Consider the following 12,997-nt stretch of genomic DNA (forward strand, 5'->3'; position numbering starts at 1 on the left):
CAATTCTGATTGCCATTATTGCACCCCTCGCGGGACGATACCGGTATGGAACAGACACACGCTGACGTCATCATTGTCGGGGGCGGCACCGCGGGGCTGAGCGCCGCGCAGACCCTCGGCCGCTCCCTGCGCCGCACAATCGTGATCGATTCGGGAAGCCCGCGCAACCGCTTCGCCGCGCACATGCATAACGTCCTCGGCCACGACGGCGCCACACCCGAGAGCCTCCTCGAGCGTGGCCGCGCAGAAGCGGCGGCGTACGGGGTCGAGTTCGTCGAAGGCAGCGTCGTTCGGGTGCGCGACGCGGGCGACAGGCTCGCCATCGAGTTCGCGCCGTTGACGGAGGGAAGCGCCTCCGAGACCCTCACCGCACGTGCCCTCGTCATCGCGACAGGCGTGCGCGATGACCTCCCGGCGATCCCCGGGCTGAGTGACTACTGGGGGAGCAGTGTGCTTCACTGTCCCTACTGCCACGGCTGGGAAGTGCGCGGGAGCAGGATCGCTGTGCTCGCCACCTCTCCGGCCTCGTTGCACCAGGTGAAGCTTGCCCGGCAGTGGAGCGACGACGTCACTGTGTTTAGCGCGGAACTCGGACCACTCGACCCCACAGTCGAACGTTCCCTCCTCGCACGCGGCATGCGGATCGTGAGCGCGCCGGTCACGGAGATCCTTGGCGATGGGACGGGTGTGACAGGCGTGCGAACGGCAGATGGGCTCAGCCACGAGATCGACGCGATCCTCACCGCGAGCACCATGGTCCCGTTGGATGGCTTCATAGCCGACCTCGATCTTACGCGCACCGAGGCACCCCACGGGAGCTTCCTGACAGTCGATGGCTTTGGCCGGACGAGCCACCAGCGCGTGTGGGCCGTCGGCAACGTCGCCGCACCAATGGCGACCGTGCCCATGGCGATGGGGTCAGGAGCGGCAGCCGGTGGCTCGGTAAACTTCGCCCTGGTGGAGGAAGACTTCACCGTGGCACTGAGTAAGGAGCATGATGACTGAGGCGGAACTGACCCCGGCCGAGTTCTGGGAGCGGCGCTACGGCGAGGCCGACCGCATGTGGTCGGGCAAGGTCAACACGGCGCTCGCCGCAGTTGTCGCGGATCTCGCCCCTGGACGCTCGCTCGATCTCGGCTGCGGCGAGGGCGGCGACGTGCTGTGGCTCGCCGAGCACGGGTGGCAGGCCACGGGCATCGACCTCTCGCAGACCGCGGTCGCTCGCGGTCGGGCAGAAGCGTTATCGCGCGGTGTTGAAGCGACGTTCATCGCAGCCGACCTCGGAGACTGGATCGAGAACCCGCGGGCCATCGACGGCTCGGAAGCCCCCTTCGACCTCGTCACCGCAAGCTTTCTGCAGTCGCCGGCACACCTGCCGCGCCCCGAGGCGCTGCGTGCTGCCGCGGCACGCGTCGCGCCGGGTGGCAGACTCGTGCTCGTCTCGCACGGTGCCCCGCCGTCGTGGGCGGCGGGGGAGCAGTCCGGCCACTCGGGTACGGGGCACCAACACCACGGACCCGGCTACTTTCCGACGCCGGAGGCTGAGCTCGCCGATCTCGCGCTTCATCCGGAGGTGTGGGAGGTCGACATCGCCGAGCTGCGGCATCGTGCCGCGATCGGCCCTGACGGCGAAGCCGGCACCCACTACGACACCGTCGTTGTTGCGAGGAAGCGCTAGAGCTTTTCGACCTTAACGAACACGATCGCGACCGTTGCCCCCTGCGGAATCATCCACTCGGTGACACGAAAGTGCTCGTTCTCGAGTTGTACCGTGCTGCGTGCTGAGGGACCATGAGGCGGTGTCCTCTCTGTTGCGAACGGCAATGTTTCTCAGTGCGGCAGGAAACCACGCCAGACATCCTCACTGCCCCGATTTACCCAGACCGACTGCTGTACAGGCCAAACACAGGTCGGTCTCAATTAATGGGGGCGGTGAGGAAGTCGAGCGCGCTGCGACCCGCGGGTGCCAGGCGTGCACAAGGAAAGAGCCGGCCGTGCGAAACGCGGCTCTTCTCAATCGAAGCTCTAGCGCGAAGACCTTTCTCGCTATGGCCAGCACCTCTCAAGGCGAAGTCGCGCCCACCCTGAATCGCTCATCAGCCATGACCTCAGCGAGGTTAGGAGTGATTTGCAGCAAAAGGGTCATGACCTCGCTGAGGTCATGGCAAGTCAGCGTTGTTTGCTCGCTGCGGCCTGCACTTTCAATTGCGAAGAGGCGAGAGGCGAGAACGCAAAGGGCGCCCCCGTGTCGGAACACGAGAGCGCCCTGCGTGAGAAGCTGACTTACGGCAGCAGGCGGTTCGGGCCGCGGAACAGGTACGTCGTCTCGCGGATCGAGGGCTGGTTGAGCATGAGCATGAGCACACGGTTCAGGCCCATGCCGAAGCCGCCGTGGCTCGGAACACCGTAACGGAAGAAGTCAAGGTAGAAGCCGAGCTCTTCGGGGTTCATACCCTTGTCGCGCGCCTGCGCCTCGAGTACCTCGATGCGGTGCTCGCGCTGCGCGCCCGTCGAGATCTCGGTGCCGCGGTAGATGAGGTCGTAGCTCTTGGTGAGCTCCGGGTTCTCATCGTTGCGCATGTGGTAGAACGGGCGGATCGACGAGTCGTAGTCCGTGAGGAAGACGAAGTCCGTGCCGAACTTCTCCTGCACGTACGCTGCGATCTGGCGTTCGCCCTCGGGATCCATGTCTGCGTCGGCGCGAGGCACCTCGTAGCCGCGGCTCTTCACGATCTCCTTCGCCTCGGCGAGGGGAATACGCGGGAACGGGCGTGCGGGGATCTGCAGATCCACGTTGAAGAGCTTCTGGATCTCTTCGCCGTGCTTCTCCTTCACCGCGGTGAGGCCAGCGACGATGAGCTCCTCGTGGAGCTCCATGACGTCTTCGTGCGAGTCGATCCAGCTGATCTCGGTGTCGATCGAGGTGAACTCGGTCGCATGGCGCGAGGTGAACGAGTGGTCGGCGCGGAACGCGGGGCCAACCTCGAAGATGCCGCCGAAGCCGGCCGCCTGCGCCATCTGCTTGAAGAACTGCGGGCTCTGCGCGAGGAACGCCTTGCCCTCGAAGTACTCGACCTCGAAGAGCTCAGCGCGCGACTCTGATGCAGAAGCCATGAGCTTCGGGGTCTGGATCTCGATGAAACCGCGCTCGACCCAGAGGGTGCGCAGCGCGTGCAGGAACGTGGTCTGCACACGGAACACGAGGTTCTGCTCGGGGCGACGCAGATCGAGGAAGCGCCAGTCGAGGCGCACGTCGATGTTCGAGTCGTCCGCGACCGGGTTGTCGGGCAGCGACTGCGCGACAACCTCGATCGTCTCAATCTGAATCTCGACGCCGCCAAGCTTCACGCGCTCGTTGTGCTGCAGCTCGCCCTCGACGGTCACGAAGGTACCGTGGGTGAGCTCGGAGATCGTGGTCGTGCGGGGCACGAGAATATCTGAGCGGGGATTCTCGGGGTCGGGCTCGCGGAGCACACCACCGTTGACAAGCTGGACAGCGCCCGACTCGTCGCGGAGCACCACAAACTGCACGTACCGCTGGTCGCGAACCTTCTCAACCCAGCCAGATACACGTACGGTGCCGTCCTCGCGGGCGGCCAGATCCTTGATTAATACTCGCTCAGTCACCCGCACAGTCTACTCCGACCGGGAGCGGCCTGCTCTCCAGCCTGCCTCTCGCCTTCCTCGGACGCCGAAACGGTATCGACTCAGCGAAACGGCCAGTTTTCTGCAGCACAAGGGGCAGGACTTCGCCGAGACGTTATGTGTTGGGCGCTGAGGACACCGAAGAGGGCCGAGAAGGGAGGGGCGGTCGAGCCGCAGGTTAGAGCAGGTGTCCGCCGCCCGAGACCTTCATGCGCTCGACGAGGCGCTTGACGTCTTGCGCGCGCGCCTTAGTCGTCACGAGCAGCACATCGGCGGTGTCGACCACGACGACGTCTTCCATACCGACGAGCGCGACGAGGCGGTCACTCTCAGAAACGACGATGCCGCTTGAGGCGTCGGACAGGACCTGTGCGCCGTCGCCGAGCACGGCGAGATCGGACGGACGGCCGCGCGTCAGGAGGTTGGCGACCGAAGCGAAGTCGCCCACGTCGTCCCACTCGAAGTGCGCCGCAACGCAGACCATCTTGCCCGCGGCAGCTGCGGGCTCCGCAACCGTGTAGTCGATGGCGATCTTTGGCAGCGTCGGCCAGAGCCGTTCTCGCACCTCGGCGCCGCGCTTTTTGCCCCAGGAGGCTGCGATCTCGCGCAGGGCGTCGACGAGTTCGGGCTCAGCGAGCGCCATCTGATCGAGGAGCACACTCGCCTTCGCGATGAACATTCCGGCGTTCCAGAGATAGCCGCCCGATTTCAGGTAGCGCTCGGCGGTCTCCGCGTCGGGCTTCTCAACGAACTCGGTCACGTCGTAGAGGTCAAAGGGTGCGAGATCGGTGCGGGCTTCGCCGCACGAGATGTACCCGAAGCCGGTCGCCGCGTGGGTGGGGTGGATTCCGATGGTCGCGATGTAGCCCTGGTCGGCTGCGCGAACGGCCGTCGCGACCGCGCGCCGGAAGAGCACGTCGCCGCGGATCACGTGATCGGCCGCAAACGAGCCGAGGATCGCGTCGGGATCGCGCAGTTCAAGGATCGCCGCGGCGAGTCCGATCGCTGCCGAGGAATCTTTCGGCTCGCTTTCAGTGACGAGGTTCTCAGGGAGGATGTCCGGAAGTTGCTCAACTACCGACTCCCGGTGTGCATTTCCGGTCACGACCATAATTCGCTCGGTGGGCACGAGCGGCTTCAGCCGCGACCACGTCGCCGACAGCAGCGAGTCGCCCGCGCCGGTCAGGTCGAGCAGGAACTTCGGCGCGTTGGCGCGGGAGAGAGGCCATAGCCGCGAGCCCACTCCACCCGCGGGGATGACACAGGTGAGGCGATCGAGCGCGGGGTTCGGAGACGTCATAGAGCCAGCCTAATGAATGCTCATGGGTGGCTTCCTATCGCCGACTCGCGAGGGGGTGTTCGTGACACCCCCAGAGAGTGCCATAATGGAAGTCGCAGAGAACTCTCAGCAATGTGGCGTGCCCGCATATCGGGTGCCTCCTCAAGAATGCTGACTCTGCTGCGTGTGCGTGACGACCAAGGAGGAAGCTCGTGTCAGCCCTACCCGCTGAAGCCGCTCCAGCGGCGAAGAAGAAAGCCCAACGTGGCGGTACGCTCTACCGTGGCAACGAGGGCATGTGGTCCTGGGTGCTTCACCGCATCACCGGTGTCGCCATCTTCTTCTTCTTGCTCGTGCACGTGCTTGACACTGCACTCATTCGTGTGAGCCCTGAGGCTTACAACGCGGTGATGAGCGCCTATAAGACCCCGATCATGGGCCTCGGTGAGGCAGCGCTTGTCGCAGCCATCGTGTTCCACGCGTTCAATGGTCTGCGCATTATTCTTGTGGACTACTGGAGCAAGGGCGCCAAGTACCACAAGACGATGTTCTGGATCGTTATCGTGCTCTGGGCTGTGACGATGGCAGGCTTCCTGCCGCGTCACCTGATCAACGTGTTCAGTCACTAAGCGAGGGCGGAGTAACAATCATGGCTATGACAATTGACGCGCCCCGCGCGAAGACCCCGGCAAAGAAGAACACCAACTGGGAAAAGTGGGGCTGGATCTACATGCGCGTCTCTGGCGTGCTGCTGGTCGTGCTCGTGTTCGGACACCTCTTCTCGAACCTGATGATCGGTGACGGCATCAGCGCCATCGACTTCGGCTTTGTGGGCGGCAAGCTCGCGAACCCGTTCTGGAAGGTCTGGGACCTCCTGCTGCTGTGGCTCGCACTGATCCACGGCGCGAACGGCATGCGGACGATCGTGAACGACTACGTCGTGCGCCCGGGCCTGAACAAGGTGCTCCGCACCCTGCTGTGGCTCTCCGCAGGGCTCCTTATCCTCCTCGGCACACTCGTGATCTTCACCTTTGATCCGTGCCCGGCGGGGGCTGACCCCTCGCTCGTTGCCTCCTTCTGCTCGGCGAAGTAACCGCCGAGCCTCAGAGACGTACAGAATTCAGCAGTAAGGAAACCAGTGACCACGAACACTCATGAGGGCGAAGACGTCACAGTGAAGGACGGCGTGACCTATCACCAGTTCGACGTTGTAATCGTCGGAGCGGGTGGTGCGGGCATGCGCGCCGCGATCGAGGCTGGCCCGAAGGCCAAGACCGCTGTCATCTCGAAGCTTTACCCGACTCGCTCCCACACGGGCGCGGCGCAGGGCGGCATGGCTGCTGCACTCGCAAACGTCGAGGAAGACAACTGGGAGTGGCACACCTTCGACACCGTCAAGGGCGGCGACTACCTCGTCGACCAGGATGCGGCGGAGATCCTCGCCAAGGAAGCCATCGAGGCCGTCATCGACCTCGAGAACATGGGCCTGCCCTTCAACCGTACGGCTGACGGCAAGATCGATCAGCGTCGCTTCGGCGGGCACACCCGCGATCACGGTAAGGCTGCGGTTCGCCGCGCCTGCTACGCCGCTGACCGCACGGGCCACATGATTCTGCAGACGCTGTTCCAGAACTGCGTGAAGCTGGGCATCAACTTCTACAACGAGTTCTACGTGCTCGACCTCGTCATGACCGGCGAGGGCAAGGACCGCAAGCCCGCAGGCGTCGTCGCCTACGAGCTCGCGACCGGCCAGCTGCACGTCTTCCAGGCCAAGTCGATCGTTTTGCGACCGGTGGCTTCGGCAAGATCTTCAAGACGACGTCGAACGCGCACACCCTCACCGGTGACGGCGTCGGCATCATCTGGCGCAAGGGTCTTCCGCTCGAGGACATGGAGTTCTACCAGTTCCACCCGACCGGCCTTGCGGGCCTCGGCATCCTCCTCACCGAGGGTGCGCGCGGTGAGGGTGCGATCCTCCGTAACGCGAGTGGCGAGCGCTTCATGGAGCGCTACGCGCCGACAATTAAGGATCTCGCGCCGCGTGACATCGTCGCCCGTTCGATGGTGCAGGAAGTGCTTGACGGCCGCGGCGCCGGCCCGAACAAGGACTACGTCTACCTCGACTGCACCCACCTGGGCGCCGAGGTGCTCGAGACGAAGCTCCCGGACATCACCGAGTTCGCTCGTACCTACCTCGGCGTCGATCCCGTCGTTGAGCCCGTGCCCGTCTTCCCGACCGCGCACTACGCGATGGGCGGCATCCCGACCAACGTCAACGCCGAGGTCCTCATGGACAACGACACCGTCGTTCCCGGCCTGTACGCCGCGGGTGAGTGCGCGTGCGTGTCCGTGCACGGCTCGAACCGTCTCGTCACCAACTCGCTGCTCGACATCAACGTGTTCGGTACGCGCTCGGGTAACGCGGCAGCTGACTACGCCGTGACCGCCGATTTCGTCGACCTCCCCGCGGATCCCGCGAAGGAGATTCGCGAGCTCGTCGAGCAGTTCCGTCACGGTAACGGCACCGAGCGCGTTGCGGACCTCCGCCGCGAGCTGCAGGAAGCCATGGACCGCGGCGCCCAGGTGTTCCGCACCGAGGATTCGCTCACGGAGGTGCTCGGCGTGATCCACGATCTGCGCCTGCGCTACATGAACGTTGGCGTGCAGGATCGCGGCATGCGGTACAACACCGACCTGCTCGAGGCGATTGAGCTCGGGTTCCTGCTCGACCTCGCGGAGGTGCTGACCTACACGGCGCGCAACCGCAAGGAGAGCCGTGGCGGCCACATGCGCGACGACTACCCGGATCGTGACGACGAGAAGTACATGCAGCACACGATGGCCTACCCCACGGGCGACCCACATTCGGCGAACCCCGAGGACCACATCCGCCTGGATTGGAAGCCGGTCACCGTACTGAAGGACGAAGACGGCGAGTTGCGTTACCCGCCACTGGAGAGGAAGTACTAGAACATGAGTGCTGTCACCACTGAGGCACCCGGCGAGAACGCCGTGGAAGAGATCAAGCCGTTCAACGTCACCCTGCTGATCCGCCGTTTTGACCCGGAATCGGGCCGAGGCGCGTACTGGGAAGACTTCGACGTCGAGATGTACCCGACGGACCGCATTCTTGATGCGCTCCACCAGATCAAGTGGGACATGGACGGCACCCTGTCGTTCCGTCGTTCCTGCGCGCACGGCATTTGCGGCTCGGATGCGATGCGCATCAACGGCCGCAACCGCCTCGCCTGCAAGACCCTCATCAAGGATCTTGACATCACGAAGCCGATCTACGTTGAGGCGATCAAGGGCCTGCCCCTCGAGAAGGATCTCATCGTCGACATGGAGCCGTTCTTCGCGTCGTTCCGTGAGGTGCAGCCGTTCCTCGTCGCGAACTCGGCGCCGGAGCCCGGCAAGGAGCGCATCCAGGACATTGCAGCTCGTGAGCGCTTCGATGACACCACGAAGTGCATCCTCTGTGCTGCCTGCACCACGTCGTGCCCCGTGTTCTGGACCGACGGCCAGTACTTCGGCCCGGCCGCGATCGTGAACGCACACCGCTTCATCTTCGATTCGCGCGACGATAACGCACAAGTTCGCCTGGACATCCTCAATGACAAGGAAGGCGTGTGGCGCTGCCGCACCACCTTCAACTGTTCAGAGGCATGCCCGCGCGGCATCCAGGTCACCAAGGCAATCGCCGAGGTCAAGGCCGCGATCCGCACCGGCGTCACGGTGTAACGCTCTGCGGCGAATGCGCCCGCGCTCAGCCCCTCCCGGGAACGGCTACTGCCGAATCCGGGAGGGGCTTTTGCTTTGCCGCTGGTAGTTATCTAATTTACAGCTGACTGTCAGTGTTTCGTGAAACGGTGTCCTCGTGGCGCACAGCGTGGCGTGCCAGAGGTACTCAGGGTGCTGCGTCATGGGAGTATCCGCGTGCCTGTTGTGGGGATAGGGGACGTAACCATTGTTCGAAACGGTCGTTACCCAACGAGTTCGCATGGTGTTGGCGTGGCGGCGACAACCTTGGAGACACCATGAAACGAAGAATTCGAACGGTTGGCGCCCTCGGCGCAGCCGGTGCATTGCTCCTGACCAGCATGGGGGTGACTGCGGCCTCGGCCGCCGAGCCCGAGTTCACCATCGACGCCTATGCGAGCGATGGAAGTGAACAGATTACCTCGATGGGTGAATTCCTGTTCGACTCCCGTAAGAGCGACGAGCCGGGTACCACCTACGACATGGCGTACCGCGGCTCGCTCGACATGACCAGCATCTGGGCCGAGTATCTCTCGTTGCGCGGGGCGGGGGCGGGGTTGGTTGGCGGTGAAACTGCCTGGCAAAACTCAAGATTCTATGGCACCTGGGACGCAACGTTTGGGATAGATCCCGAGGTGGTCAGCGTTGACGAGTCGCTGTTGACCTGTGAGGCAATGCAAGCGGAGTTCGTGGCCCAGAACGTCGGCACGTCCGCTGGCGACATGCTGCAGTGCGAAAGTGTTGCATTTAACGCTGCCTCAGGCAGCCTCACCATCAGAATTGCTCTGCTCAGGGCGAATGGCGACCCTGTCATAGGCTCGGATCTTGATCGCGCTGCGACTGAGCCTCCCCAAGTGCTCATCCCGACCCCGCCCGGTGCGCTCTTCGTGCAGCAGTCAGCGTTCGAGGCGGGCAAAACGTTCGCGCTCACCAACGCGAATATCTCTGGGGAGATGAAAATAGACCACTGGCTTGCGGGTAACATTCCGGTCAGCTTCAATGAGCCCGGAAACGATGTTCCGCTGAGCATGGTCCCCACGTTCGACTCCGAGTACAGTTTCTCGAGTCTCACCGAGGGGGAGGAGCTGCCCGAAGCCGTCCTCGCCCAGCTGCCCGCAGGAGAATTCATGCTGCGGGACGGGACCGAGGTCGCGCCAGTGGCTCCTGCCGAACCCAACGTGCCCGTCGACGAGGACAGGGCGTGGGTGTTCCGCGGCTGGGATCCGGCAACCACCACGGTTGCCGGCGAAAACCTCAGCTTCGTTGGCGGCTGGGAGCTGACGGAGGACGACGGCTCCGGTGGCGACGATGACGATGAGGACAACGTCTTCGGCGTCAGCTATCGGTTCCATGCGGCAGACGCCGTGGGTGACGGGCCACTCCCCGACGCAGTGCTTGCGTTGCTGCCGACAACTGACGACAAGTTCGCCCCGGGTGACACCGTCGTCCCTCTGCCGCCAGCGCAAACTCAGGTCGTTGAAACGAGTGACGACCTCGAAGCAGGCGTCCGAACGGTGACAACCTGGGATTTCGTGGGGTGGGACAGCGAATCAATTGAGATCAGCGACAGTGACATCGTCTTCACCGGAACATGGAGCAAGACGGTCACCGAGGAGCCAATCGTTGTCGAAGATACATTCGGCGTGACCTACGTGTTCCGGGCAGCTGACGGGGTGGACAGCCCGCTGCCTGATTCAGTGCTTGGGCTGCTCCCGGTGAGCAACGAGCGCTTCGTCAGCGGTGACACCGTGACTCCCATCGCGTTGAGCGAGACCCAGGTCATCGAAACCGCGGACGATGAGGGGCAGAACATCCGGACCGTGACGACGTGGACGTTCGGTGGGTGGGAGCCAGAGACAGCCGAAGTCACTGACTCCGATGTGGTCTTCACGGGAGCATGGGAGATGAAGGTCGAAACCAGCCTGATCACGCCGGGCCCTGATCCCACGCCGGACCCGGATCCCACGCCAGATCCAGCGCCGACGCCTGACCCAACACCTACGCCCGAAGACGGCAAGAAGTCGCCGCTGCCGGGCACCGGTGGAGCCGGTCCGGGACTGCTCGTCGCCGGAGCAGCGTTGCTGCTCGCAGCGGGATCCGCAGTCGTGCTGCGGAATGTTCGACGCCAGGCACGCAACGCGGACCAGGCGGTCTAAACGCAGGATCTGCATCCGTGCCTGACGCGCGTGTGTAGTCGCGGGGTGAGTGGTGGGGCCGAAAGGCCTCCACCACCCACCCCGTTCGACGTTACGTTCAAGCCTGCGCAGCGGAGGAGGGGGTGTGCGAACTCACATCTTCGATAGTCGCCTCGGCTGGCGGAGCGCCCGTTAGGTACTGGCCTTGGGCGACCAGGTAATGGGTGGTCGTACCCACGGCGGCCACGTCGTTGGAGGGTCAACGGTTGGTGGCTCGATGACCGGTGGCTCGATGATGGGTGGCTCGATGATGGGTGGCTCGATGATGGGTGGCTCGATGATGGGTGGCTCGATGATGGGTGGCTCGATGACCGGTGGCTCGATGATCGGGGGTTCGACGATGGGCGGCTCGATCACCGGGGGTTCGATGACCGGGGGTTCCACGATCGGGGGCTTGATGACTGGTGGTTTCACGATGGGTGGCTCGATGACCGGTGGCTCGATGACCGGTGGCTCGATCACCGGGGGCTCGATGACCGGGGGCTCCACCGTGGGTGGCTCCGTCACAGGCGGATCGACCAGAGGAGTTGGTGTGTGCGGCTCGTCGGGTTCTCGTGGTGCGGGGGTGGCCGGCAGCGGCAGCGGCTGCGGCACCGTGACATGCTCGCCGCTGTCGGGTATCAGCGCGGGTGGCAGGCCGTCTGCCGTCGCGATTGCCTGGTCGAGCGCGGGGAGGACCTCGCCGCTAGTGGCAGCTTCGCCTGATTGATCTGAGGCCCGCTCGCGCGTGCGGCTCGGGGCCTGAGTGCCAGGAGACGCGGCCGCGGGGGCACCATCCGCGCCGTGATCCGTGCCGGCTGAGGCGACGGGAGCTGCGAGTGGAACTTCGGCGGGGAGCGAGATCGCGGCGACGCCGACACCGGCGGCTGCGACGAGGAGCAAGCTGGCGCCACCGATCGCCGCGGGCAGGCCAATGGAGCTCACGAGCCCGCTCACTCCGGAGGCAATGGCGGCAGGAATGGATCCCGCCGTCGCCCCGCCTCCCGCAGCCGCGCCCCCGCCCTGGGCGCCGGCTGCCACTGCGGCTCCGCCGGCCGTAATTCCGACGTAGCCTGCGATGTTGAGTTGCTCGGCGAGCGCGGCGGTGCCGGCAGCGCCGAGGGAAATCCAAGCGAGCACGAGCCCGAGCTGCCGGTTCAGGGTCGCGGCCTCTACCGCCGCGAGCGCACACGACGCGCACTCATCGAGGTGGATTTCCACCTCCCGAGTCACCCTGGCCGTGAGCTTCCTGCGTTGGTAGCGTTGCAGGTTCTCGATCGTGGATCGACACGCCTCGTCAGCAAGCTGCCGATTCACGTGGGCTTCAACCCAAGCAGATTTCAGGGCGTCTCGGGCTCGGCCGGCGAGCACCGAGGTGCTGTTCGCTGAGATACCGAGCAGCTTCGCTGCCTCGCGCGGCGGCATTCCTTCGACCTCGGTGTACCAGAGCACAGACTGCCAGCGAGGCGTGAGCGTGGCGAATGCCTCGGTGACGGCGTTGAGGTCAAAGGCGTTGTCTTCCCAGGGAGCGGTTTCGTGGAGCGCGGGGGCGTCGGTGAGTTCCACGTCGGTGTGCTCGCCAGCGCGGAACCGATTCGCTGCCGCTGAACGGATGACCCGGTAGAGGTACGGGCGGAATGCTCCCTGTGGGCCGCGGCCGTCGCGCACGAGCTCGAGGATGGTGAGGTAGGCCTCTGACACCAGATCTTCGGGGTCGAGGGAGGGAGCAAGGCTGCGTGCGGCGGTGAGCCCGGGTTTGCGGTGCCGCTCCCAGAGCTCCGCGAATGCCGCAGTATCCCCCTCACGAGAGGCAGAGAGGAGCTCCTCATCAGGCATCGCTTGACGATCCTGGTTGACATCCTTGCGCACATTTCCCCCGTGAAGTGTTCCCCCGTAGGCACGGCAACGCGACCCGCGTTGGCATGCCTCATGCTCAGTATCCGCGCCCCCCAGCGCGAATGCTTCCTTACCAGTATCGCGGGTCGCAACGCGAATTTACGAATCCGAAATCCTTTTGAAATAATTTCGTGAACGCGCGTCACGATTTGTGGTTTTTCACGTGTTATTAAATGCCCGGCTCCTCACCGCAATCCCCCCAGGACTGCATTCGTGGTGCGGAGCTGGGCGCTTAACACGCGGC

The 12,997-nt window shown here is 64.4% G+C and carries 9 protein-coding genes and 1 pseudogene; 7 read left to right on the plus strand and 3 right to left on the minus strand.

Annotated features, from left to right (window positions below):
* The first annotated feature begins 45 nt into the window (after positions 1-45).
* Together AUL38_RS00200 and AUL38_RS00205 are read left to right on the plus strand one after the other, a co-directional pair.
* The gene (locus AUL38_RS00200; protein ID WP_059058067.1) at positions 46-1,005 is read left to right on the plus strand and encodes an NAD(P)/FAD-dependent oxidoreductase; all 960 of its coding nucleotides are present in this window, start codon (positions 46-48) and stop codon (positions 1,003-1,005) included.
* A complete protein-coding gene (locus AUL38_RS00205; protein ID WP_059058069.1) occupies positions 995-1,678 on the plus strand; it encodes a bifunctional 2-polyprenyl-6-hydroxyphenol methylase/3-demethylubiquinol 3-O-methyltransferase UbiG in 684 nt (227 codons plus the stop codon). Before AUL38_RS00200 ends, AUL38_RS00205 begins: the two co-directional genes overlap by 11 nt.
* 605 nt (positions 1,679-2,283) lie before the next feature.
* Here AUL38_RS00205 and aspS read toward each other — a convergent pair.
* The gene (gene aspS / locus AUL38_RS00215; protein WP_059058073.1) at positions 2,284-3,627 is read right to left on the minus strand and encodes an aspartate--tRNA(Asn) ligase; all 1,344 of its coding nucleotides are present in this window, start codon (positions 3,625-3,627) and stop codon (positions 2,284-2,286) included.
* A gap of 196 nt (positions 3,628-3,823) precedes the next feature.
* Complete coding sequence (locus AUL38_RS00220; RefSeq protein WP_059058075.1) at positions 3,824-4,945, minus strand: mannose-1-phosphate guanylyltransferase; 1,122 nt, start codon at positions 4,943-4,945, stop codon at positions 3,824-3,826.
* A gap of 191 nt (positions 4,946-5,136) precedes the next feature.
* On the opposite strand from AUL38_RS00220, the gene sdhC reads away from it, so the two are divergent.
* From sdhC to AUL38_RS00245, 5 genes and pseudogenes are all read left to right on the plus strand, one after another.
* Positions 5,137-5,553: a succinate dehydrogenase, cytochrome b556 subunit gene (gene sdhC / locus AUL38_RS00225; RefSeq protein ID WP_083506468.1), complete on the plus strand. Its 417-nt coding sequence runs from the start codon at positions 5,137-5,139 to the stop codon at positions 5,551-5,553.
* 20 nt (positions 5,554-5,573) lie between these two features.
* Positions 5,574-6,017 (plus strand): succinate dehydrogenase hydrophobic membrane anchor subunit, encoded by a 444-nt coding sequence (locus AUL38_RS00230; protein ID WP_059058077.1) that lies wholly within the window; start codon positions 5,574-5,576, stop codon positions 6,015-6,017.
* A 45-nt stretch (positions 6,018-6,062) separates the two neighbouring features.
* Positions 6,063-7,894: pseudogene (sdhA, locus tag AUL38_RS00235) on the plus strand (succinate dehydrogenase flavoprotein subunit).
* Positions 7,895-7,897: 3 nt separating this feature from the next.
* The gene (locus tag AUL38_RS00240; RefSeq protein WP_059058079.1) at positions 7,898-8,665 is read left to right on the plus strand and encodes a succinate dehydrogenase iron-sulfur subunit; all 768 of its coding nucleotides are present in this window, start codon (positions 7,898-7,900) and stop codon (positions 8,663-8,665) included.
* A gap of 296 nt (positions 8,666-8,961) precedes the next feature.
* The gene (locus AUL38_RS00245) at positions 8,962-10,839 is read left to right on the plus strand and encodes an SHIRT domain-containing protein (RefSeq protein WP_153006399.1); all 1,878 of its coding nucleotides are present in this window, start codon (positions 8,962-8,964) and stop codon (positions 10,837-10,839) included.
* A 171-nt stretch (positions 10,840-11,010) separates the two neighbouring features.
* Here AUL38_RS00245 and AUL38_RS00250 read toward each other — a convergent pair whose 3' ends face one another.
* Positions 11,011-12,726, minus strand: coding sequence for a sigma-70 family RNA polymerase sigma factor (locus AUL38_RS00250; RefSeq protein WP_059058083.1), 1,716 nt, complete (start codon positions 12,724-12,726; stop codon positions 11,011-11,013).
* Positions 12,727-12,997 lie beyond the last annotated feature (271 nt).

This window comes from Leucobacter sp. G161, assembly GCF_001482305.1.
Taxonomy (GTDB): domain Bacteria; phylum Actinomycetota; class Actinomycetes; order Actinomycetales; family Microbacteriaceae; genus Leucobacter.